A 23914-nucleotide genomic window follows, 5' to 3' on the forward strand; every position below is an offset into this window, starting at 1 on the left:
TACACTTGGCTTTGTGCTGAAAATGTCTCATCTTTTTGTTAAGACCCTCCGCGAGAATCCGGCCGACGCCGAGGTCGATTCCCACAAGCTACTGGTGCGCGCAGGCTACATCCGCCGCGTGGCGCCGGGCATCTACACCTGGCTGCCGCTCGGCCTGCGGGTGCTGCGCAAGGTTGAGCAGATTATCCGTGAAGAGCTGGACGCCGCGGGCGCTCAGGAGATGCTCTTCCCGGGCCTGCTCCCGCGCGAGCCGTACGAGGCCACGAACCGCTGGGAGGAGTACGGCGCGAACCTGTTCCGACTCAAGGACCGCCGCGAGAACGACTACCTGCTGGCGCCCACGCATGAGGAGATGTTCACCCTCGCGGTGAAGGACCAGTGCAGCTCGTACAAGGACCTGCCGCTGAACCTGTACCAGTTCCAGACCAAGTACCGCGATGAGGCCCGCCCGCGCGCCGGCCTGCTGCGCACGCGTGAATTCGTGATGAAGGACGCCTACTCCTTTGATGTGGATGACGCGGGCCTGGATGTCTCCTACCAGATCATGCGCGATGCTTACGAGCGCACGTTCACCCGGCTTGGCCTGCCCTACGTCATCTGCGCGGCCACGTCGGGCGCGATGGGCGGCTCGCGCTCGGAGGAGTTCCTCTCGCCCATCGAGGTGGGCGAGGACACGTTCGTGGTCTCCGACGGCGGGTATGCCGCCAACACAGAGGCCGTGACCACCGCGCCGCTACCGGAGCTGGACTTCGCGGGCGTGCCCGAGCAGGAGGTCGTGGCCACCCCGGACTGCAAGACCATCGAGGCGCTGGTGGACCTGGCGAACGACGTCATGCCGCGTGAGGACCGGCCCTGGCAGGCCTCGGACACGCTAAAGAACGTGGTCGTGGTGGCTACCCACCCCACCGGGGAGCGCGAGCTCGTGGTCATCGGTATGCCGGGTGACCGCGAGGCGGACCTCAAGCGCATCGAAGCGAACATGGCGCCTGCCGAGATCGAGATGGCCACGGCCGATGACCTGGCCTCCCACCCCGAGCTCGTGCCCGGCTACATCGGCCCCAGCCGGATCGGACCCAACTCGCCCGACCGCGTGGTGGGCGAAGACGGGGAGATCTCCGGCTCCGTGCGCTACTTCCTTGACCCGCACGTGGCCCGCGGATCGTCCTGGATCACGGGCGCAGACGCCGAACAGCGCCACGCCTTCAACGTGGTCTACGGCCGCGACTTCGAGGCGGACGGCTTCGTGGAGGCGGTGGAGGTACGCGACGGCGACCAGGCCCCCGACGGGTCTGGACCGCTGCGCATCGAGCGCGGCATGGAGATCGGCCATATCTTCCAGCTGGGCCGCAAGTACGCCGAGGCGCTCGATCTGACGGTGCTCGACCAGAACAGCAAGTCCGTGGTGGTGACCATGGGCTCCTACGGCATCGGCGTCTCGCGCGCGGTCGCCGCCCTCGCCGAGCTCAACCACGACGACGCCGGCCTCATCTGGCCTGCCCACGTCGCCCCTGCCGTGGTACACGTGCTGGCCACCGGCAAGGACGCGGAGATCTTCGAGGCAGCCTCCGCCATTGCCGCCGAGCTGGACGCGGCCGGCGTGGAGGTCATCTACGACGACCGCCAGAAGGTCTCGGCCGGCGTGAAGTTCGCGGACTTCGAGCTTATCGGCGTGCCCTACGGCGTGGTCGTCGGGCGCGGCCTGAAGGACGGAAAGGTCGAGCTGCGCGATCGGCGCAGCGGCGAGCGGCGCGAGGTGGCGCTCGCGGACGCGGTGGCCGAGGTCACCGCGATGATCGGCTAGCCTTCCGCATTCGCGAATTCGATCCCGGGCAGCGCCTCGATGAGAGGCGCGTCCGGGGTCTTCGCCATGTGGCACACGAAGCTGGCGATCGCCTGCTTGCCAGCCGGGTCAGCCTGGGTGGCGGAGAAGGCCAGTTGGTCGATGAGCAGGTTGAAGGCGTCCTCCACGTAGGGCCCTTCGGGTTCGGGTGCGATGACCGGGCGGTCGTCGGGTGCGCCTGAGGCGAGCTGGGCGTCGAGCAGGTCGGTCAGCTCGTCGATGCGGGCCAGTTCGGCGTCGCGCTGGCCGGCCGGGATGGTGGCGGCGTGCCACTCGAGCCACTGGCGTGCCGTTTCGATGTTGGCTACTGACACCCCGGAGTTGAGGGAGCGGGCCAGGTCGGACAGTTCGTACTCGCCGCACTGGTCGGCATCGGTGGCGCCCAGCGTGAGGGCGGAGATCCCCACCGAGGTGGCGATCGGTCCGAGCGAAGAATCGAGGGCGGCGCGGGAAAGCTCGAGGAGCTCGGCGTGGGTGTCGCTGCCGGCCACGTAGGGTTCGACAGGATTGGTGTAACCCTCGGGGGCGCCGTCGGGCCACGGCACCCACACACCGCCGAGGGCCTCGGCCCAGTGCGCGGCGACGTCGGCGAACGCCGGGTCGTCGCTGATGGCGGTTGCGCGCGCGGCGAGCATCTGGCGCTCGACCTCGGCGTCCGAGGCGGGGGCGGGGGAGACGTCGCGGTCCAGGTGCGCGCCCATGACCACCATGACGAGCGCGAACAGCGCGATCCCGAGTAACAGTGTGCCGATAAATGCCAGCGTGGAACCTTGCCGATGTGCCATAACTTTATCCTGCCACACGGCGCGGGTAGAATTTCACGCATGTCAAAGGTAACTGAAATCGTTGATCTCATCCGGCCCGCCATCGAGGGCCGGGGGCTCTTCCTGGAGGACGTGAAGCTCACGCGCGCCGGCAAGCACTCGGTGTTGCGCGTGACCATCGATCTGCCGTCCGGCCCGGGGAACGTGGATTCGGAGCAGCTGGCTGATGCCACGCGGGCCGTTTCCGCCACGCTTGATGAGGCCGATCCGATTTCGGGGGCCTACACGCTGGAGGTCTCCACGCCCGGAGCCGAGCGCAAGCTGAACGACGCCCGCCACTTTTCGCGCGCCCAGGGGCGCCTGGCCAACGTGGTGCTCACGAGTGGGGATGCGCTCACCGGCCGGGTTGAGGACATCGAAGGTGATAACGTAACACTTGCTCTGGATGGCGAACAGCGCGTGATCGCGCTGGAGCAGATCGCCAAGGCTCACGTACAGATCGAGTTTTAGGAGGAACCATGGACATCTCAATGAATGAGCTCAAGATCGTTGAAAGCGAGCTCGGGGTTGACCTGGATATCCTGCTCGGCGCGATCGAGGAGGCCCTCCTTCACGCCTACAACCGCGCGCCCGGCGCGATCCGCGGCGCGCGCATCGAGCTCAATCGCTCCACGGGCGTGGTGACGGTGTGGGCGCCGGAGGAGGACGAGGAGGGCAACGTCATCGGCGAGTTTGACGACACGCCGAACGACTTCGGCCGGATTGCCACTTCCACCGCTCGCTCGATCATTGCCCAGCGCCTGCGTGACGCCGAATCGGCCCGCATCCTGGGCGATTTCAAGGGCAAGCAGGGCAAGATCGTAGCCGGCACGGTGGACACCACGGCCGGCCCGGGCGAATCACGCGACCTGTTCGTGGAGCTGGGCGACAACCGCGGCCTGCTGCGGGCTGAGGAGCAGGTGCCCACCGAGCGTTTTAAGCACGGGGACCTCATCCGCGCCCTCATCCTTGACATCAACGTCGGCCCGCGCGGGGCGTCGATCCGCCTGTCGCGCTCGCACCCGGATTTCGTCCGCGAGCTGTTCGCCACCGAGGTCCCGGAGATCGAGTCCGGGGTGGTGGAGATCGTGGCGCTCGCGCGCGAGGCGGGCCACCGCTCGAAGGTGGCCGTGTGGTCGAATGACCCGACTGTCGCGGCCAAGGGCGCGTGCATCGGCCCGAACGGGCAGCGCGTGCGAGCGGTGACCCAGGAGCTGCAGGGGGAGAAGATCGACATCGTCGATTACGACGACGACATCGCGCTTTTCATCGCCGCTGCCCTGTCGCCGGCCAGCGCCATCCGGGTAGATGTGCTCAATCGTGACACGCGTCAGGCGCGGGCGATCGTGCCTGACGATCAGGCCTCGCTCGCGATCGGCAAGGAGGCGCAGAACGTGCGCCTGGCCGCGAAGCTGACCGGGTGGTCGATCGACATTCGCAAGGCGTCCGAGGATAAGCGTTCGGCTCAAGAGTTGAGCTAACTCACCCGGGCCGGCCGTGCCCAGTACTTCGCGGGTGGGATAGACTAGCTTAGGTATGTCATCACACTCTCGTTCCGTATCCATGCGCACATGCGTCGGTTGCCGAGGTGTTGTACATTCCCACGAACTTCTTCGTATCGCGCTGAAGGATGGGGCGGCTGTCCCCGATCCTGATCGCGCGGCGGGAGGGCGCGGGGCGTGGGTCCATCCCACGCCCGAATGTGTCGAGTTGGCGTTGCGTAAACGTGCGCTGAATCGTGCTTTTCGGTGCGAGGTCAGTGACGAGGCGATGCGCCTCTTGGCTCGAGAAATGACCGATGGGCGCAAGCCCAAGAGATGAAAGCGGGTAGAAAGCCGATGGGCACCCGATGAGTACCCAGCGATGAGCTGTCTGCAAGAGGTCTGACGCCGGAGCGCGCGGACCAAAGAATAAGGAGAACTGTGGCAAAGGTCCGCGTACATGAACTCGCCAAGGAAATCGGCGTGACGTCCAAGAGGCTCTTGGAAGTGCTGAAGGAAAGTGGCGAATTTGTAACCTCGGCGTCCTCGAGTATCGAGGCACCTGTCGTGCGTAAGGCACGCGAATATTTTGACAAGCATCCTGAGGATGTGAAGAAGCCCTCGGGTAAGGGCGCAAAGAAAGCGCCCGCCAAGGCCCAGGCCGCCCCCGCGGCTTCGGCTACCAGCGACAAGCAGGAGGCTCAGCCTGCCGCGAAGTCGGCCCCGACTCCGGCCGCGATGGCCTCCAAGTCGTCCGATAAGCCCGCCCCGGGCCCGCGCGTCGCTGACGAAAACAAGGATGCGGCGCAGGAGGCGCCCGAGGCGAAGGCAGCCGAACCGAAGGCCACCCCGGCCTCGGCCAACAAGCGTACGATCGCCACCCCGGGTGAGGCCGCTCGCTCGGCCCAGGCCGCGCGCGATGCGGCCCCGCCGCGCCCGCAGCCGCGCCGTGGAGGTCCGCGTCCGGGTAACTCGCCGTTTGCGTCCAAGCAGGGGATGGGGCGCCCGCGTCCGGGTAACTCGCCGTTCGCGCCGAAGCAGGGCATGCGTTCGGATTCGGCGAAGAAGACTCCGAAGCCGGCGGGCGGTCCGCGCCCGTCACCGAACATGATGCCGGAGCACATCAAGACTGACGCGAACCGTAGCCGCGGCCGCGGCAGGCCGGCCACCACCGGTGGTAACACCTTCGGCACGTCGAACAACCAGCGCGGGGGCGGCTTCGTCCGCTCCGGCGGTAAGGCGCGTGGCGGTTCCACGGCCGGAGCGTTTGGTAAGCGCAACGGCGGTAGCCGTCGCAAGTCGAAGCGGATGAAGCGCCAGGAGTGGGAGGAGCAGCAAAATCCGATGGTCGCCGGCATTTCGGTGCCGCGCGGCAACGGGCAGACTGTGCGCGTGCGCGCGGGCTCCTCTCTGGCTGACTTCGCTGAGCGTATCGACGCCGATCCGGCGGCGCTGGTGACAGTCCTGTTCCGCATGGGCGAGATGGCCACCGCCAACCAGTCGCTTGATGAGGATACGTTCCAGCTGCTGGGTGCCGAGCTCGGCTACGACATCAAGATTATGAGCCCGGAGGATGAGGATCGCGAGATCCTCGAGGCCTTCGATATTGATCTGGAAGCCGAGCGCGAGGAGACCGATCCGGAGGATCTGCTTCCTCGCCCGCCGGTGGTCACGGTCATGGGTCACGTCGATCACGGTAAGACCAAGCTGCTCGACGCGATCCGCAATGAGGACGTGGCGCTGGGCGAGGCTGGTGGCATCACCCAGAACATCGGCGCTTACCAGACGCACGTGGATGTGGAGGGCGAACGCCGCTCGATCACCTTCATCGATACCCCGGGTCACGAGGCGTTCACGCAGATGCGTGCCCGCGGTGCGGACGTCACCGACGTCGCCATCCTCGTGGTGGCCGCGAACGACGGCGTCATGCCGCAGACCGTGGAGGCGATCAACCACGTGCAGGCGGCTGACGTGCCGATCGTGGTGGCCGTCAACAAGATCGACGTCGACGGCGCGAACCCGGCGAAGGTCCGCGCACAGCTGACCGAGTACGGCCTGGTGGCGGAAGATTACGGCGGCGACGTGCCGTTCGTGGACATCTCGGCCAAGCAGCGCATCAACATCGGCGAGCTGTTGTCCACCGTGGTCGCCACCTCGGACATCCTCGTGGAGCCGAAGGCGGACCCGGACAAGGCCGCGCGCGGTGTGGCGATCGAGGCGAAGCTCGACCAGGGCCGCGGCTCAGTCATCACCGCCCTCATTCAGGACGGCACGCTCCACATTGGCGATTCGATCGTGGTGGGCACGGCCTACGGCCGCGTGCGCGCGATGATTGACGAGCACGGCAACAACGTGGACGAGGCCGGACCGTCGCGCCCCGTCCAGGTGCTGGGCCTGACCTCGGTGCCGGGTGCTGGCGACCAGCTCATTGTTGCCGACGACGACCGCACCGCCCGCCAGATCGCCGAGCGCCGCGAGGCGGCCAAGCGCGCCGCCACGCTGGCCAAGCGCCGCAAGCGCATCTCGCTCGAGGACCTCACGGCCGCGATCGAGGAGGGCAAGGTTGAGACCCTCAACCTCATCATCAAGGGTGACTCCTCCGGTTCGGTTGAGGCCCTCGAGGCCAGCCTCCTCGAGATCGAGGTGGGCCAGGGCGAGGTCGAGTTGCAGGTCATCCACCGCGGCGTGGGTGCTGTCACCCAGTCGGACGTGGACCTGGCGACCGTGGATAACGCGGTCATCATCGGCTTCAACGTCCGCCCCGCCGAGCGGGTGCAGGAGCTGGCCGACCAGGAAGGCGTGGAGATGAAGTTCTACAACGTCATCTACTCCGCGATCGACGAGGTCGAGGCCGCGCTCAAGGGCAAGCTCAAGCCGATCTACGAAGAGGTCGAGGTGGGCACCGCGGAGATCCGCCAGGTGTTCCGCTCGGGCAAGTTCGGCAACATCGCGGGCTCGATCGTGCGCAGCGGCACGATCAACCGTGGCCACAAGGCGCGCCTGGTGCGCGATGGCGTGGTTGTTGCTCCGGAGCTGACGATCGAGTCCCTGCGCCGCGAGAAGGATGACGTGACGGTGGTTCGTGAGGGCTACGAGTGTGGTATCACGCTCGGCTTCAACGACATCGCCGAGGGCGACATCATCGAGACGTGGGAGATGCGCGAAAAGCCGCGCGACTAAGTGGCACGCGGGGCGCCGGGGAGGCGCCCCGCGGCATTCGCGCCCGCATGCGGGCGCCTGACGCAAAGGAGAACCATGGCCAATACACGTGTTGATCGGGTAGCGGATCAGATTCACCAGATCGTTGCCCGGCTTATCGATACCAAGTTGAAGGACCCGCGCCTGGGAATGGTGACGGTGACCGACGTGCGCGTGACGGGGGACCTCCAGCATGCCTCCGTGTTTTACACGGTGATGGGATCGGAGGAGGAGCGCCGTCAGTCGGGCCACGCGCTCGAGTCGGCGAAGGGGATGATCCGTTCGGCGGTGGGCAAGCAGCTCGGCCTGCGCTTGACCCCGTCGATCGAGTTCCTGCTCGATTCCCTCCCCGAATCGTCCCGCGCGATGGAGGACCTGCTCGCGGCTGCCCGCCAGCGCGATGATGACATCCGCAAGCGCGCCGAGGGCGCCGTGCCCGCGGGCGGGGAGAACCCCTACCGCAGCCAGTTCGAGGACGCCGAGGGCGAGGAGTAGTGCCGAAGGGGCGGGAGCGGAACCGCCAGCGGGCCATCGCCCGCCAGGCGCGCCCGAAGCCCTGGGGCGAGTTGCCGCGCGGCGAGGCGCCGTGTGAGGGGCTGCTGCTGATCGACAAGGATCGCGGCGTGACCTCGCACGATGTGGTCGGCGCGCTGCGCCGCCTGGGCGCCACCCGGCAGGTGGGCCACGCCGGCACGCTTGACCCGATGGCTACCGGCCTGCTCATCGTGGCCACCGGCCGGCTGACGAAGCTTATCCAGTACCTCGTGGGCGCGGACAAGACCTACGAGGCGCGCATCCGGCTCGGGGTCGGATCAAGTACCGACGACGCCGAGGGCGAGCTGACGCCGGCCGAACCGCCGGTGGCCTCGGACGCGGCGATCGACGCGGCGCTGGCCGCCCTCACGGGCGACATCATGCAGGTGCCCTCCACGGTCTCCGCGATCAAGGTGGATGGCAAGCGCGCCCATGATTTGGCGCGTGAGGGGGAGAGCGTCGAGCTCGCCGCCCGCCCCATCCGCATCGAGCGCTTCGAGCGCACCGGCCTGGTCGAGCGCAGTCAGATCCAGCTCGGCGGGCGGGATGTGGCGGTTGCCGACTTCGACGTCGTCGTCACCGCATCGAGCGGAACGTACGTGCGGGCGCTTGCCCGCGACGTCGGCGAGGCGATCGGAACCCGCGCGCACTTAACCTCCCTGCGCCGCACGCAGATCGGGCCCTGGCACGTCGACGACGCGCGGACGGTCGCCCAGCTGCGTGACCTGGCAAGCATAGGGGAGCAGTTGCCCGCGGCCTCGATGGCGCAAGTGTGCCGGCAGGTCTTCCCCGTCATGGCGATCGACGACGCCGAGGCCCGCGCCCTGCGCAACGGTCTGTTCATCGACAAGCGGACGGCCTCCACGGAGGGAACGCGCGGCGAGCCCTGGCCTGCTGCCACGTTCGTGGGCGACGAGCCGGCGGCGCTGGTCTCGCCCCGCTCGGGCAAGCTCAAGCCGGATCTGCAGCTCACGCTATGATCGCGGCCATCATCATCGCGGTGGTCGCGGCGGGGATCATCGCCAGGCTCGCCGTCCTCAACAGTCGCCTGACCTCAGAATTGGAGCGTGCGCGCGTGGAAGTCAAGCGGTATGAGAGCCAGCCGGCGGTGGTCGCCCACGAGATCCGCACGCCGCTGTCGCTCATCGAGGCCTCGGCCGAGCTCCTCATGGGGGAGAGCCCCGGCCCGCTGAACGAGACCCAGGCTAGCTTCGTGTCCACGATCTTCGATAATGCCACCCAGGCGATCGGAATCGCGGAGAACTCGCTCGTCCAGCGCCGGCTTAAGGACGGGGCGGCGCTACGGCTCGACCTGGTGGATATCCGCGACGTCGTGGGGGATGCCGCCCAGTCCCTGCGCCGCACCACTGACATCCCGATCCTGGTGGACGTGCGTGGTGGGATCCTGCCGCTGTATGCCGACGAGCAGCTCATCCGCCAGCTCGTGTGGAACCTCGTCAACAACGCCATCCGCCACTCGGAGGGCGAGGACGGGGTGCGCGTGCGGGTGAACCAGGCGGAGGACGGGGGAGCCCTGCTCGAGGTCACCGACCACGGTAACGGGATGGACAGCGCGGATCTGGAACGCTTTTTCACCCCGTTCGCCACCGGATCGAGCCGCCGGCCGGGTTCGGGCATTGGTATGCTCGTCTCACAGGAAATTGTGGCGGCACACGGCGGAAAGATGATGGTTGATACCCGCCCCGACGTCGGCACCACGATCGTGGTGCTCCTGCCGCTGGGCAATCCGGGAGGTGAATGATGCCGCGCGTCCTTGTGGTGGACGACGAGCCGCAGATGCTCGCCATCGTCACCTTCGCCCTCGAATCCAAAGGATTTACGTGCCTAACGGCGGCCAGCGCCGCCGAGGCGTGGCAACTGCTGTCCACTTCCCACTTTCACCTTGCGGTCCTCGACATCATGCTCCCGCACGGTTCGGGGCTCGACCTGACCGCGCGCATCCGCTCCCAGGTCGGTGACCTGCCGATCATCTTGCTCACCGCCCGCTCGGACGTGGAGGACCGCATCAGAGGCCTGAAGGCCGGCGCGGACGACTACATCACCAAGCCGTTTTCGCCCCAGGAGTTGGCGCTGCGCGCCCAGGCCCTCTTGCGGCGCAGCTACCCGGATGAGGTGCGCGAGGCCATCGGCGAGCTGGTGGTGGACGCGGACCGGCTCGAGGCCACGTGGCGCGGGCGTCGCCTCAACATCTCCGCCACCGAGGTCCGCCTCCTCACCACCCTCATTCGCCACGCCGGCGCCGTGGTCACCCACCGTCAGCTCCTCAACGAGGCGTGGGGCGCCCCCGACCACCACGGCGGGCGCGAGATGCTGAAAACCGCGATCTACCGCACGCGTAAGACGCTGGAGAAGTCCGGGGTCGGCGTCGTGATCCGCTCGCACCGCGGGGAGGGCTACTCGGTCCAGGAGCAAGCCTCGGCCCAAGAGTAACGGGCCGGTTACCAAGTGTAACTTTGCCTTCCGGCGCTGTTACTGGCCCCCTTTTAGCATCGACGTATCGGCGCAACGATGCGCTCATGCGAAAGGGACAATCATGGCACAGACATCACGCGGGCTCGGTGTGCTCTTAGCACCGCCGGCCGCACCCCGGCTCCCCGAAGAGAAGATTGACAAGACCTATAAGCGCATGCGCTGGCAGGTCTTCATGGGCATCTTCATCGGGTATGCAGCCTTCTACCTCATCCGCAACAACGTCTCCTTGGTCTCGGGCCTGCTCAAGGAATATGACCTGATGAACACGGTCGGGATTGGCATTGTGGCCAACGCCGTTCTCTTCTCCTACGGCCTGTCGAAGTTCTTCATGGCGATGCTCTCAGATCGAGCTAACGCCCGCTACTTCATGCCGATCGGCCTGGCCCTGTCGGCCATCATCAACATCGTCATCTCCTTCGTGCCCTCGATCGTGGGGTCGGTGGGGATCTTCGCCACCGTCATGTTCATCAACGGCTGGGCGCAGGGCATGGGCTGGCCGCCGTCGGGCCGCATCCTCGTGCATTGGTTCTCCACCTCCGAGCGTGGCTGGATGACGTCGCTGTGGAACACCGCTCACAACGTCGGCGCCGGTGGCCTGGGCCTGCTGGCCGTGTGGGCGCTGGACCAGTTCCAGACCTCCGATTCGGACTGGACGCCTGCGTTCCTCGTCCCCGGCATCGTGGCGCTCGTCATCGCCGTGCTCATCTTCTTCATGCTGCGCGATCGGCCGGAGGCGGTGGGCCTGCCCCCGATCGAGGAGTACCGTAACGACCCGGCGAAGGTGGAGAGCAAGGAGAAGAACCTGACGTGGAAGACGATGCTGTTCAAGCACGTCCTCACCAACCGCGTGGTGGTGCTGCTCGCCATCGCCAACGTGTTCGTCTACACACTGCGCTACGGCGTGCTGTCCTGGATCCCGGTCTACCTCACCGACGTCATCCATGGCGCGAACATCAAGACCGGCATCATCGGGTTTGCGATCTACGAGCTGGCGGGCATTGTCGGCACGATCCTGTGCGGCTGGATCTCGGACAAGGTGTTCAAGGGCTGGCGTTCGGGCGCAGGCATGCTGTTCATCGCCGGAGTGGGTATCGCGCTCGTGGCCTACTGGCAGCTGCCGGCCACCGCCCCGATCTGGATCTTCTACGTGCTCATCGCCATTATCGGTGGCCTCATTTACGGCCCCGTCATGCTCATCGGCCTGCAGGCCATTGACCTCTCGCCGCGCGAGGTGGCGGGCACCGCGGCGGGCTTCACCGGCATGTTCGGTTATCTGCTCGGCGCAACGCTCGCCTCGACCGGCGTCGGCATCCTCATTGACCGCTTCGGCTGGAACGTCACGTACGCCACGCTGACCGCCATCGTGATCCTCGCCTTCGTCCTCATGATGATCGTGGGTAAGGATGAGAGGAAGATGATGGAGGCTCGCGAGGAACTCATACGCCTGGAGACTCAGGGCAACGAGTAATCGGCGAGTGCGGGATGGCGCATAGAAGGAAGTAGCGCGACTATGCTCTCTTCTATGCGTCATTCCCGTTGGTTCCACCGCCATGCCTGGCTCGTGGTGGCGCCGCTGATCGCGGTGGGAATCATCGGGGCGCTCCTCACACGTCAGACGGAGCCGGACCTGACCATCCTGTGCTCGAACAAGGCCGAGGCGTGCGAGGCGGTGGCGCACTCCTTCGAGGCGGCTCAGGGGGTGAATGCGCTGGTGGTGCGCGTGCCGACGTCGCAGGCCCTCGCCCACATCTCCTCGCCCAACGCGCGCGGCGAGTTCGACGTGTGGATGGGCGGCCCAGCCGAGGCCTACACCCAGGCCGCCGCCGACGGTCTGCTGCGCCCGCTTGCGAGCGAGCCGGCCAACTCGATCCCGGGGCGCTGGAAGGATCCCGGCCGGCGCTGGTTTGGGATTTACGGCGGCGTACTCAGCCTGTGCGTGGCCAACGACGCCGTGGCGCCAGTTTCGTGGGACGCCCTCATCGACCCGGCCTACGCCGATGCGATCGCGATGCCGCACCCGTCGACGTCGGGAACGGCGGCCACGATCTTGTGGAGCCAGGTCGAGCGGCTTGGCTCGGAGGACGGGGCACGGGCCTACTATCGGGCGCTGGAGAAGAATGTGGGCACCTACACCACGTCGGGCACGTTCCCCGCGCCGATCGTGGCCGGCGGGCGGCTTCCCCTGGCTCTCACCTTTGACTCCTACTGTCTGGCGGAGCGGAACGCTGGCAAGGCGGTCCACCCGGTCTACTTCGCCGACGGTGTCGGTTTCGAGATCGGCTCGGTGGGGGTGCTGGCCGGGACCACGCGCCCCGAGCTGGCCGAGGTCTTTGTCGGCTACGCCATCTCCGATGAGGGGCAGATGGTGAGCGCGGCGGCTTCCACGCAGTATCCGACGTCGGCGGCGCTCGCTGGTAACCTGAGCACCACGCTCGATGCCGTGGCGGTGCCGATCTTCGGGGAGGACATCGAGCGGGCGGGCGCCCACCGCTCCGAGCTCATCGCGACGTGGGAGCGTGACCGGCTGGGCGATTCGCCCTACCTGGAGGCGTTGCCGCGCAGCCTGGTCGTGGCGCTGGCCGCCGGGCTCGTCTCCGCGCTGGCGGGCATGGCCCTGGCGCTCGGCTACCGCTTCGGCCGCTTCCGCGTGATCACTGCCATGCTCGCCGTCACGCCCTTCCTTCTGCCGCCGGCCACGTGGGCGCTGGCCCTGACCTACCCTCCCTTCGGCCTGGACGTGGACGGTACGGGCGTGGTGATCCTCGCCAGCGCGATCTCCTCGGTGCCGATCGGCTTTGCTGTGTCGCTCCTGGCCCTGTCGGCCGTGGGTGATCGCCATCTCATCGAGGCCAGGGCACTCGGTCTGCCGCGCTCCGCGATCGCCGCCAGGCTGGTGGCGCCGCAAGCGGCCCGGGGCGTTCTCATGGCCACGGCCGTGGCCGGCCTGCTCACCCTCACCGACCCCACGCTCACCCTTGTCTTTGGTGGCACGCGGCGGTATTTCGCCTCCGAGATCCTCATCGGCATGTCGACCAACCGGCCCGGTGCCATGCCCGCGGCCCTCGCTATTTCGTGTGCGATCGCGGCGCTCGTTTCGCTCCCGCTCAGCCGGGCGCTGACGGCGCGGATCCGCAGTGTCGACCCCGCCACACCCAGCCCGCCGGCCCCGCAGCCCTGGGCTGGCCTGCTGTTCGCGCTCGCAGTTCCCCTGGTGGCGCTCGCCTGGATCGTGGCGGCCAACGCGAGGCGCTCTGCCTCCCTGTCCGTCACGACGACCGTGGCCATCCTCCTCGTCGTCGTGACCGTCGCCCTCATCCTCGCCGGCCTTATCGTCATGGCCGTGCCCGTGCGCCGCGCACACCTGCTCGTCTATCCCTCGCTCGTGCTCGTCCTTAGTGCGCAGACCACCGGCGGGGTGTTCGTCAGTGCCCTGCACAGCGACTGGATGGAGCTGGCCGGCGCGAAGCTGGTGCCGCCGATCGTGGGCGTCGATTCGCTCTATCAGGGCTTCCTCGGGGTGGTGTTGGCCTACCTGCTGCTGGTGCTGCCGCTGGCGGTGCTGGCGATGGTGATCGTCCGCCTCGACATTCGGCCCTTCGTTGCTGCCATGCGTGACGCGGGGGCCTACCGCTTGCGCCTGGCCGGCGAGCTTCTCCCGATCGTGTGGCCCACCCTCACGATCGCGGTCGCGCTGCTGACGGGCCTGGTCCTCACGCGCAGCGCGCCGGCCATCTTTATCGACGTCGGGGGCAGACTTGCCCTGACCCCTCTGGCCGTCCAAAGTCAGGTCGCCGCCGCCGCAGACGGGCAAGCGTTCGGCCTGAGCATCATCATGAGCATGCTGGTGATCTCCCTGCTGGCGGTGGCCGGCGTGCTGTGGATCGAAGTGAGGAGGAAGCGATGGCGCTCGTCGTCGACCGTGTGAGCGCGGGGATCGTGCAGGACGTGTCGTTGCGGGTGGAACCCGGGCAGGTCCTTTCGATCGTCGGGCCATCCGGGTGCGGCAAGTCCACCCTGGTCCACGCCATCTCGGGGGCCATCCGGGCTTCGGGGCGCATCAGCTTCGGCCGTGACCTGGACTCTCTGCCCATGCACAGGCGCCCCACGGGCACGGTCTTCCAAGACTCCGTGCTCTTTCCCGGCCGCGACGTGTGGGACAACGTCGCCTTCGGGCTCGACGACACCGGCCTTGCCCCCTCCCAGCGCGAGGACCTGGTCAACCTCACGCTCGCCCAACTCAACATCCTGGGCCTGGCACACGTGGGCGTGGAGCACCTGTCGGGCGGGCAGACCCAGCGCGTGGCCCTCGCCCGCACCCTCGTTCGCCGACCGCGAATCCTCCTCCTCGACGAGCCGCTCGTCCACGTCGATCCCTCCCTGCGCGCCTCGATCCAATCCACGATTATCGAGCAGGTGCGGCGCAACAAGATCGCCGCCATCTACGTCACCCACGACGTGGAGGAGGCATGCCGGCTTGGAGATACCATGGCGATCATGGATCGCGGGCGCATCGTCCAGTGCGCAAGGCCGGCCGAGCTCTACCGTCAGCCCGCCACCGCATTCTGCGCGCGCGTCATGGGCATCCCCAACATCCTGAGCGCCAAGATCAGCCGGGCCAGCGAGGGCGTGGCACACGTGGAGTTTGGGCGAGTCTGGCTGGGGCTGCCCACCGTCCAGCAACTCGTACCGGGCCGGGCCGACGTCGTCGTGCCGCCGGAGACCCTTGCGCTCACCGAACCGGAACAGGGGATGGTGACCGGCCGGGTCATGCGTGCCATCTTCGCGCGCACGCACATGGAGTACGAGGTGGAGACGCCGCTCGGCACCCTCGTGGTGACCGAGCCGGAAACCATGCGGACGCGAGAGGTGGGGCAAGAGCTCGGCGTGGTCTTCACGTACGGCTGGTTCGTGGAAGCGCAATCCTGACGTCAGTTCGCTTAGGGGTATCTGCCAGATCTCCCCTGGTGCAGTGGCGTGCGCCATGATGTCATAATGGGGGCCATGCCTACATTATTGCTCATCATTCTTATCATCGGATTCCTGCTCCTGGCCTTCATGGGGTGGGTCATCGTCACCTACAACCGATTCGTGGCGTTGCGGGAGAACGTTCGCAACGCAATGGGGCAGATCGCCACCCAGATCGAATCCCGCTGGGATGCCCTGACTTCGGTGATCGCCGCCGCCAAACAGTACTCGGAGCACGAGGCCGAGACCCTTCTGGCCGTGACGAAGGAGCGCGCGCCCCTGCGCCCCACCTCCACCCCGGCCGACGTGGCGGCGGACGACCAGGCATTCGGCTCGATGCTCGGCCGCTTCAACGCGCTCGCGGAAGCCTACCCGCAGCTGCGCGCGTCGGAGACCTACCAGTCCGCGATGGGCGAAGTGACGCGCTTTGAGGACAACGTGCGCCACTCGCGCATGTTCTACAACGACGCGGTGACCAAACTCAACCGCTACCGCGGCCAGTTCCCCTCGATGATCGTCGGCGCGCTGTTCGGCTTCAAGCAGGAGGCCTACTTCGAAAACACGGCCACGAAGAACGAGATGCCGGGCTGGTCATGAAACGCCTCGTCTTCGCCTTTGCACTTGTCCTGATCCCGGCGCTCTTCGCCCCGATCCCGGCACAGGCGACCGAGATTTCAAGCATCGACATCGTGGCCGAGTTGCAATCGGACGGGTCGATGCGCGTGACCGACACCCGCACGTTCACGGCGCAGGACGGCACCGAGCACTACATTTCGCTCGGCAACCTCGCCGATTCGAAGGTCTCGGACTTCTCCGTGGTGCTCGATGGCAAGTTGCTGACCGACGTGGGCGAGTGGGACGTGGACCGCAGCCTGGAGGAGAAAGCCGGCCAGTCGGGCGTCGTGACCCTCGACGACGGCTACGAGCTCGCCTTCGGCTTTGGCACGTACGGCACCCACACCGCCGTCATGACGTACGCGGTGACGAACGTGGTCAAGAACCTCACCGACGGCGCCCAGGCCGTGTACTGGGAGTTCATCCCCTACAACATGACGTACAGTGAGTCGATCTCGATCTCACTGACGAACGCGATCGGCATGACCTACACGCAGGAAAACTCGCGCGTGTGGGGGTTCGGCTACGAGGGCCGCACGGCGATCACAGCTAGCGCGCTAACGGCCAGCTCCTCCGGGCCGATCGACTCCTCGGACCACATGGTCATGCTCGCGATCTTCCCCGAGGGGCCCTTCGCCACCACCTCGCAGCTCGACCACACCGCCGAGTCCCTCGAGGCGAAGGCGAAGGAGGGCTCGGACTTTTCCGATCGCGGCGACGATTCCGAGGGCGACTTTTTGGTCACGGGAGAATCGTCATCGACGGGCAAGTTGCTGTCGATCCCCATCCCCGCGCTTCTCACCATCGCGTTCGTTGCGATCGGGCTCGATGTGGCCAGGAGGTCGAAGAACTCGACGAAGCACGGCTTCGCGGGCCGGGTGGAAAAGGACGAGTACTGGCGCGACATCCCCTACGACGGCCGACTGGAGGACCTCGTGGCCCTCTATGGCTCTCCGCTGCCCGGACTCGCCACCGCGCTCTTCCTCACCTGGGTGGGGCAGGGGGCCGTGCGTGAGACGACGATGGAGCGGGGCCGCTTCTTCAAGCGCGACGAGCCGGCCTTCATTATCCAGCGCGAGCCCGTGATCCAAGGGCCCACCGAGCAATGGCTGTGGTCCATAATGATGGCAGCTGCCGGCGAGGACGGGATCTTGCAGGCCAGCGAGATCGAGCGCTACACGCGCAGGAATGTCTCTACCATGAAGCGGTGGCGGGAAGAAGCGCTCGATCAGTCACGCCTGGAGATGATCCACCAGGGCCTCATGGTCAAGACGAAGAAGAGAGTGCTGGGCGTGTTCCCCACCACCAAGTACGACGCGACCGACCGCGGCAAGGAGCTCGCCCGCCGCGTCGTCATGCTGCGCAACTACCTGACGGACTTCTCCTTGCTCGCCGAACGCGGCGCCTCCCAGGTGCTGCTGTGGGACCAGTACATGGTGTGGGCCGGCTACCTCGGAATCGCGCAGGAGGTCCAGGAGCAGTTCAAGATCGTGGACCCGGACTACGCGACACAGTCCAGCTTCACCCCGAACTCGGTGTCCATGGCCTCCTCGATCTCCTCCTCGCTCAGCTCCGCGTACAACGACGCCACCTCCTCGTCCTCGGGCGGGGGCGGCTTCTCCTCCTCCGGCGGCGGTGGCGGTTCGTTCGGTGGGGGATCCGGCGGCGGCATCCGTTAGGATGAACCTATGAGTGAACAATGTGGATGCGGTGGCAAGGGCCACGAAGGACACGGCCACGGCCGTGGCGGCTGCGGGTGCGGCGGCCACGGGCACGGGCAGGGCCGTGGCGGCTGCGGTTGCGGTGGCAAGGGTAAGCACCACGGCGTGCGCACGGCTAACACCCCCGCGGACGCCCCAGACGATCGTTCCGAGGGCCGGATGCAGCTCGGATTGCGCGGGCAGTGAAGGTGTTTCACTCGGCCGAGGATTACGACCTCGGCCCCTCGGTTGTGACCATCGGTATCTTCGACGGCGTCCACCGCGGACACCACGAGATTCTCGCCCAGACCGTGGAGCAGGCTAGCGAGCGCGGCGTTGCCTCCGTGGCGCTCACTTTTGACCCCCACCCCAGCCACGTCCACCGTCCCGACGTCGACCTCCCGCTCATCTCAACCCTCGAGGACCGTCTCAATATGCTGGAGGCGGCAGGCCTGGACGGCGTCGTCGTGCAAAAGTACGACCTCGACTACGCCGAGACGACCCCTAAGGCCTTCGTGGACGAGGAGCTGATCGGGAAGCTGAAGGCGGTGGCCGTCGTCGTCGGCGAGGACGTGCGCTACGGCAAGGGCAACGCCGGGGACGGGCAGTTCCTGGTCGAGTACGGCGAGGGCCGGATCGACGTGACGCTCATCGACGACCTGGGCGGGCCGTCCGGCAGGCGCTATTCCTCCACGTGGGTGCGCGAGTTGCTCGAGGCGGGCAACGTGCGTAAGGCCGCGAAGATCCTCGGCCGGCCACACCGGCTGCGCGGGATCGTCCAGCACGGCTTCAAGCGCGGGCGCGAGCTCGGATTCCCCACGGCGAACCTGCCCGGCTCGGGCGTGGGGGAGGTGCCGCGTGACGGCGTCTACGCTGGCTGGGTGGTGCGGCAGGTGAAGGGATCGACGGCGACAGTCCACCTTCCCGCCGCGATCTCGATCGGCACGAACCCCCAGTTCGACGGCGAGGAGCGCACGGTGGAGGCCCATGTGCTCGGGCGCGCCGACCTGAACTTGTACGGGGAGGAGATCGCGATCGACTTCGTAGATTACGTGCGCCCAATGATGAAGATGGACTCGGTGGAACAGCTGCAGGCCCAGATGGATGACGATCTGCGCAAGAGCGCGGAGATCCTCGGCGTGCCGGTCTCGCACAGGGTGGACCCGAAGGACGTCACGGCCCGCTAACTGACAGAGGCGCATATCACCCATGCGGCCACGGAGGCGTGATTGCGCGCCGTGCTAGACTAGCTAAGCCGTTCGATCGGCCGCGGAGCGTCATCGCTTGGGAGAACATGCCCCAGGCTCCGCGCAACGAGTAGAAGGAGAATCGTATGGCTCTGTCCAAGGAGCGTAAGGACGACATCATTAAGGAATACGCGACTCATGAGGGCGATACCGGCTCTCCCGAAGTGCAGATCGCTCTGCTCTCGGCTCGTATTTCTGAACTCACGGAGCACTTCCGCACCCACAAGCACGATCACCATTCGCGCCGCGGCCTGATGCTCCTCATCGGTAAGCGCAAGCGTCTTCTGACGTATCTTCAGAACGAAGACATTGAGCGCTACCGTTCGCTGATTAAGCGTCTCGGCCTGCGCCGCTAGACGCCCGATCGGCTCGCTCCCCATGGAGCGGGCCGATTGTTCGTCTCACCGCCTGGTGGGCGAACGTAGAAGAAGTTATCCCCGTCGGTCCTCGGTTGTGGTTGCCGCTCACGAAAGCGTCAATGACAATCGATGACCGCGGGCAGATGAAAAGGAGATCCATGGAGGGTCCAGACGTGAAGTTCGCCGAAGCCGTTATTGACAACGGCTCGTTCGGCACCCGTACCATTCGTTTCGAGACCGGCCTGCTTGCCCGCCAGGCTGCCGGCTCGGCACTTGCTTACCTCGACGGCGAGACGACCATCCTGTCCGCCACCGCCGTCTCCTCTCAGCCGAGGGAACAGTTCGATTTCTTCCCGCTGACCGTTGATGTCGAAGAGCGCCAGTACGCGGCCGGCCGCATCCCCGGCTCGTTCTTCCGCCGCGAGGGCCGCCCGTCCACCGACGCGATCCTGGCCTGCCGCCTCATCGACCGCCCGCTGCGCCCGGCGTTCGCCAAGGGCCTGCGTAACGAGGTTCAGATCGTGGCCACCGTGCTCACGGTTCACCCGGATGACGCCTACGACGTCGTCGCCATGAACGCCGCCTCGATGTCCACCCAGATTTCCGGCCTGCCGTTCTCGGGCCCGATTGGTGCCGTGCGCTTGGCCCTCATCGACGGCCAGTGGGTGGCCTTCCCGCGCTACTCCGAGCTTCCGGATGCCACGTTCATCATGGTGGTGGCCGGCCGCATTGTTGGTGACGACATCGCCGTTATGATGGTCGAGGCCGAGGCTGGCGATGAGGCGCTGGACAACGTGGCCAAGGGCGGCACGAAGCCCACCGAGACCTCGGTTGCCGAGGGCCTCGAGGCCGCCAAGCCCTTCATCCGCACCCTGTGCGAGGCGCAGCTCAAGCTCGCCGAGCAGGTGGAGAAGGAAGAGCTTGACCTGCCGCGCTTCCTGCCGTACGAGGACGAGGAGTTCGAGGCTGTTGGCCAGCAGATCAACGGCCGCTTCGAGGCCCTGTGGGGCATCGTGGACAAGCACGAGCGCGACGACGCCCTCAACGAGCTGACCGAGACCATCGTCTCCGAGCTGTCCGACCGCTTCGAGGACCGCGAGCAGGCCCTCACCCTGGCTGTGAACCAGCACTGGAAGGAGGAGATGCGCTACCGCGTCCTCACCGAAGGCGTGCGTATGGACGGGCGTGCCCCGGCACAGATCCGCACCATCACGGCCGAGACCGAGGTGCTTCCGCGCGTTCACGGCTCGGCCCTGTTCCAGCGTGGCGAGACCCAGATCCTGGGCGTGACCACCCTCAACATGCTCAAGATGGAGCAGCAGCTGGACAACCTCTCGCCGGTCACGGCCAAGCGCTACATGCACCACTACAATTTCCCGCCGTACTCGACCGGTGAGACGGGCCGCGTGGGCTCGCCCAAGCGCCGCGAGATCGGCCACGGCATGCTCGCCGAGCGCGCCCTGGTCCCGGTCCTGCCCGCGCGCGAGGACTTCCCCTACGCGATCCGCCAGGTTTCTGAGGCTCTCGGCTCCAACGGTTCGACGTCGATGGGCTCGGTTTGTGCCTCCACCCTGTCGCTCCTCAACGCGGGTGTGCCGCTCAAGGCTCCGGTTGCCGGTATCGCCATGGGCCTGATCTCCGGCGTGGTTGAGGGCGAGCAGCGCTACGTTGCGCTTACCGACATCCTCGGCGCCGAGGACGCGCTTGGCGACATGGACTTCAAGGTGGCTGGCACGCGTGACATGGTGACGGCCCTCCAGCTTGACACCAAGCTGGACGGCATCCCGGCCGCGGTCCTCGCCCAGGCGCTCACCCAGGCTCACGAGGCCCGCCTCGCGATCCTCGACCTCATCGAGGAAGCCGCCCCGGCCCCGGACGAGATGGCGGAGACCGCCCCGCGCATCATTTCCATCAAGATCCCGGTGGACAAGATCGGCGAGGTCATCGGCCCGAAGGGCAAGATGATCAACCAGATCCAGGAGGACACGGGCGCGGAGATCTCGATCGAGGACGACGGCACGGTCTACATCGGCGCGAACGACGGCCCGTCGGCCGAGGCCGCCCGCCAGACCATCAGCGCGATCGCCGATCCGCAGATGCCGGAAGTGGGCGAGCGTTTCGTGGGCACGGTGGTCAAGACCACCACCTTCGGTGCGTTCATCTCGCTGGCCCCGGGCAAGGACGGCCTCCTGCACATCTCGCAGGTCCGCCGACTGGTCGGTGGCAAGCGCATCGACGCCGTGGAGGACGTGCTCAACGTTGGCGACAAGGTCGAGGTCGAGCTGGCCGAGATCGATCAGCGTGGCAAGCTCTCGCTCCACGCGGTCCTCACCGACGAGCAGCTGGCCGCTGAGGCCGAGCAGAGCGCGAAGGAAGAAGAGGATCGCCCGCGTCGCCGTAACCGCCGCGAGGATGGCGAGAAGCGTGGCGGCGAGCGTCGTCGCCGTCGCACTCGCACCCGCGAAGAAAGCGACTCGGAGGAGTCCGCTGACGAGTAATCGGTAGATGGGTGAGGGGCCGGTCCGCAGGGGCTGGCCCCTCGCCCTTATCTCTCCAGGGTCTACGAAGACTGCGACAACTTCCAAAACGCGGCTGAGACGAGACCGAGCCAGGCGGGGGAAGGTGTTCCATTGGGGTTGGTGTAGGCGTCGGTGCCGGGTGCCCAGTAGGTCCACCGGTCATCCCGGAGGACCGCGGTGGCGTGGCTGAGAACGGGATAATCGTCGCTCAGCACGCCGAAGAGTCGATAGATTGGCTCGTATTCGTCATCGCGGGGAACCTCGCGCTCGAGCAGACGATACATCGTTCCGCCAGAGTTGACATGAATCGTGAGGTAGTTGTGCACTGCGACGATGGACACTCTACCTTCTGGCAGGTCCACTTTGGGTGCACGCAAGCCTTCGGCCAAGGCAGAACAGGCGCGGCGAGTGAACTCGGCCCACGGGCCATCTGGCTCGTCGATCCATCGACCGTCGCGAACTGAATATCGGCCCAGGATGTTATCTTCGACCCACGGCGTATGCAGGGTTGCGACAGATATATCGCCGTTGTCGTTTAAGCAGATGTCGGGTTCGAGGCGGCTGCCGCCAGCGCCATCGAGGCGGTCCCAGACTTGGAAATAGAACAGGATGTCCGGGTCGAACCACTGGATGGATGTGCTTGCGTCGGCGAACGTGGTGACGAGGGCTCCGGCGCGCGGCCGACCCTGCGGGGTCTGGGGAAGCGTGGGCCAGGGAATAAAATGTGCGTGCATGCGTAATCCTCAGTAGATGCTTTCGTTACGGATTGTAAATCTGTGACCAGAGAGCTCACCAACGCGTGGGCAAGCCCGTTGCGACAGGTGGTGTGGTTGAGACGAAAAAAGTAAGATGGGCTATCTTATGGCGCTACAACTACCACTGGATCTTCCGGGCACTCTCGCATTCGACGACGACGGCATCCCCACCCAGCGCACACTCCTCCCCAGCGGCATCCGCGTGCTTACCCAGCACGTGCCGGGGCAGAAGTCGGTGGCGCTCGGTTTCTTGGTAGGAGCCGGGTCGCGCGACGAGGCCCGGGACGCTGAAGGATCCACACACTTCCTTGAGCACTTGCTCTTCAAGGGCACGCACACAAGGTCGGCCGCGGAGATCTCGGCCCTGGGCGACGCGCTGGGCGGTACGATGAACGCCGCCACGGCCCGCCTGTATACCTGCTACTACGGCCACGTCTTCGCCGGCGACCTGCCTGAATTGCTGAATCTCCTCGTGGACATGTTCTGCAACTCGCGCCTCGACCGATCCGACATGGAGCTCGAGCGCGGCGTCATCCTCGAGGAGCTCGCCGCTGCCGACGACGACGTGTCCGACGTCGCGTCCGATGCCATCCTGGAGCTCGTCATGGGCACCCACCCGCTGGCGCGGCCGATCGGTGGAACGTTCGAGACGGTGGAGGCGCTCGACCATGAGCACATGGTGGGCCACTACCGGGACAACTACCATGCCGGAGAGCTCATCGTGACCGCCGCGGGGGAGGTGGACCACGATCGGCTTGTTGCCCTGCTGACCAAGGAGCTGCGCGAGGCGGGGTGGGACCTGGCCGAGCGGGCGCCGGAACCGCGCCGCCGCGGAGCGGACATTCGGTATACGGCCGGGGGTGAGGGCTTCGCGGAGCGCCCAGGGCGCCAGTCCTCCGTGGTGGTCGGATACCCCGGGCTGCCGCTCCTGGACGAGCGGGAGGAGATCCTCACCGCGCTCGAGACGATCCTGGGCGGCGGCCAGTCCTCGCGGCTCTTCCAGGAAGTGCGCGAGCGGCGCGGGCTGGCCTATGCCACCTATGCCTGGCAGGCCGGCTACCTTGAGGGTGGCCTGGTTGCGATGGAGGCGCTGTGCTCGCCCTCCCACACGCAGGCGGTGGCAGAGATCATGACCGAGTGCCTGCATGACATCGCGGACAGCGGTGTGAGCGAGCGCGAGGTCGATATCGCCTTCCGCCAACGCCGGGCCCGCCTCGTCTTTTCCGCGGAGAGCAACTCGTTTCGGCGCTCCCGGCTCGGCACGTCCGAACTGTTCGGGCGTCTGCGTTCGCTCGACGAAGTACTTGCCCAGGCGCGCGCCGTCACTGCGGAGCAGATCCAGGAGCTGGCCCGCGATATCGCCCGCTCGCCGAGATCGCTCATGATTGTCGGACCCGGGTCTTAG

General features: G+C 66.6%; 21 protein-coding genes. 19 read left to right on the top strand and 2 right to left on the bottom strand.

Features of this window, described 5'->3' with window-relative positions:
- Positions 1–22 precede the first annotated feature (22 nt).
- Positions 23–1801, top strand: coding sequence for a proline--tRNA ligase (locus tag AQZ59_RS00310; RefSeq protein WP_062612076.1), 1779 nt, complete (start codon positions 23–25; stop codon positions 1799–1801).
- Here the strand turns inward: AQZ59_RS00310 and AQZ59_RS00315 are convergent.
- Positions 1798–2625, bottom strand: a complete 828-nt coding sequence (locus AQZ59_RS00315; protein WP_062612078.1) for a hypothetical protein — start codon at positions 2623–2625, stop codon at positions 1798–1800. The two genes, AQZ59_RS00310 and AQZ59_RS00315, sit on opposite strands and share 4 nt — an antisense overlap.
- Positions 2626–2664: 39 nt before the next feature.
- On the opposite strand from AQZ59_RS00315, the gene AQZ59_RS00320 reads away from it, so the two are divergent.
- The 17 genes from AQZ59_RS00320 (at position 2665) to AQZ59_RS00390 (ending at position 21733) form a co-directional block, all read left to right on the top strand.
- Entirely contained in the window at positions 2665–3114 is a 450-nt protein-coding gene (locus tag AQZ59_RS00320) for a ribosome maturation factor RimP (RefSeq protein ID WP_062612080.1), read from the top strand.
- An 8-nt stretch (positions 3115–3122) separates the two neighbouring features.
- Positions 3123–4124 (top strand): transcription termination factor NusA, encoded by a 1002-nt coding sequence (nusA, locus tag AQZ59_RS00325; RefSeq protein WP_062612082.1) that lies wholly within the window; start codon positions 3123–3125, stop codon positions 4122–4124.
- Between the two features lie 82 nt (positions 4125–4206).
- Positions 4207–4464: a YlxR family protein gene (locus AQZ59_RS09885; RefSeq protein WP_201783123.1), complete on the top strand. Its 258-nt coding sequence runs from the start codon at positions 4207–4209 to the stop codon at positions 4462–4464.
- Positions 4465–4565: 101 nt separating this feature from the next.
- Entirely contained in the window at positions 4566–7304 is a 2739-nt protein-coding gene (gene infB / locus AQZ59_RS00330; protein ID WP_062612084.1) for a translation initiation factor IF-2, read from the top strand.
- Positions 7305–7379: 75 nt separating this feature from the next.
- Complete coding sequence (rbfA, locus tag AQZ59_RS00335) at positions 7380–7817, top strand: 30S ribosome-binding factor RbfA (protein ID WP_062612087.1); 438 nt, start codon at positions 7380–7382, stop codon at positions 7815–7817.
- The gene (gene truB, locus AQZ59_RS00340) at positions 7817–8836 is read left to right on the top strand and encodes a tRNA pseudouridine(55) synthase TruB (RefSeq protein WP_236698623.1); all 1020 of its coding nucleotides are present in this window, start codon (positions 7817–7819) and stop codon (positions 8834–8836) included. The genes rbfA and truB overlap by 1 nt, the downstream gene beginning before the upstream one ends.
- On the top strand, positions 8833–9618 hold the full coding sequence (locus AQZ59_RS00345) for a sensor histidine kinase (protein ID WP_062612089.1): 786 nt from the start codon (positions 8833–8835) through the stop codon (positions 9616–9618). Before truB ends, AQZ59_RS00345 begins: the two co-directional genes overlap by 4 nt.
- Complete coding sequence (locus AQZ59_RS00350) at positions 9615–10307, top strand: response regulator transcription factor (protein ID WP_062612091.1); 693 nt, start codon at positions 9615–9617, stop codon at positions 10305–10307. The genes AQZ59_RS00345 and AQZ59_RS00350 overlap by 4 nt, the downstream gene beginning before the upstream one ends.
- 103 nt (positions 10308–10410) lie before the next feature.
- Entirely contained in the window at positions 10411–11817 is a 1407-nt protein-coding gene (locus tag AQZ59_RS00355; RefSeq protein ID WP_062612093.1) for an MFS transporter, read from the top strand.
- 54 nt (positions 11818–11871) lie between these two features.
- Positions 11872–14274: an extracellular solute-binding protein gene (locus tag AQZ59_RS00360; RefSeq protein ID WP_062612095.1), complete on the top strand. Its 2403-nt coding sequence runs from the start codon at positions 11872–11874 to the stop codon at positions 14272–14274.
- Positions 14250–15275 carry an ABC transporter ATP-binding protein gene (locus tag AQZ59_RS00365; protein ID WP_062612097.1) on the top strand — a complete coding sequence of 342 codons (1026 nt, stop codon included), beginning with the start codon at positions 14250–14252 and terminating at the stop codon, positions 15273–15275. The genes AQZ59_RS00360 and AQZ59_RS00365 overlap by 25 nt, the downstream gene beginning before the upstream one ends.
- Positions 15276–15350: 75 nt before the next feature.
- On the top strand, positions 15351–15911 hold the full coding sequence (locus tag AQZ59_RS00370) for a LemA family protein (protein WP_068538525.1): 561 nt from the start codon (positions 15351–15353) through the stop codon (positions 15909–15911).
- On the top strand, positions 15908–17608 hold the full coding sequence (locus AQZ59_RS00375; protein ID WP_062612101.1) for a DUF2207 family protein: 1701 nt from the start codon (positions 15908–15910) through the stop codon (positions 17606–17608). The genes AQZ59_RS00370 and AQZ59_RS00375 overlap by 4 nt, the downstream gene beginning before the upstream one ends.
- Positions 17609–17617: 9 nt before the next feature.
- Positions 17618–17836 carry a hypothetical protein gene (locus tag AQZ59_RS09660; protein WP_082661051.1) on the top strand — a complete coding sequence of 73 codons (219 nt, stop codon included), beginning with the start codon at positions 17618–17620 and terminating at the stop codon, positions 17834–17836.
- Positions 17833–18816: a bifunctional riboflavin kinase/FAD synthetase gene (locus AQZ59_RS00380; protein ID WP_062612104.1), complete on the top strand. Its 984-nt coding sequence runs from the start codon at positions 17833–17835 to the stop codon at positions 18814–18816. Before AQZ59_RS09660 ends, AQZ59_RS00380 begins: the two co-directional genes overlap by 4 nt.
- A gap of 146 nt (positions 18817–18962) precedes the next feature.
- Entirely contained in the window at positions 18963–19232 is a 270-nt protein-coding gene (gene rpsO, locus AQZ59_RS00385; RefSeq protein ID WP_062612106.1) for a 30S ribosomal protein S15, read from the top strand.
- Between the two features lie 161 nt (positions 19233–19393).
- Complete coding sequence (locus AQZ59_RS00390) at positions 19394–21733, top strand: polyribonucleotide nucleotidyltransferase (protein ID WP_062612108.1); 2340 nt, start codon at positions 19394–19396, stop codon at positions 21731–21733.
- Between the two features lie 62 nt (positions 21734–21795).
- Here AQZ59_RS00390 and AQZ59_RS00395 read toward each other — a convergent pair whose 3' ends face one another.
- Complete coding sequence (locus tag AQZ59_RS00395; protein WP_062612111.1) at positions 21796–22488, bottom strand: hypothetical protein; 693 nt, start codon at positions 22486–22488, stop codon at positions 21796–21798.
- A 127-nt stretch (positions 22489–22615) separates the two neighbouring features.
- Here AQZ59_RS00395 and AQZ59_RS00400 point away from each other — a divergent pair, with 127 nt between their 5' ends.
- Positions 22616–23914 (top strand): M16 family metallopeptidase, encoded by a 1299-nt coding sequence (locus AQZ59_RS00400; RefSeq protein WP_082661080.1) that lies wholly within the window; start codon positions 22616–22618, stop codon positions 23912–23914.

This window comes from Trueperella bernardiae, assembly GCF_001469025.1.
Classification (GTDB): Bacteria; Actinomycetota; Actinomycetes; order Actinomycetales; family Actinomycetaceae; genus Trueperella; species Trueperella bernardiae.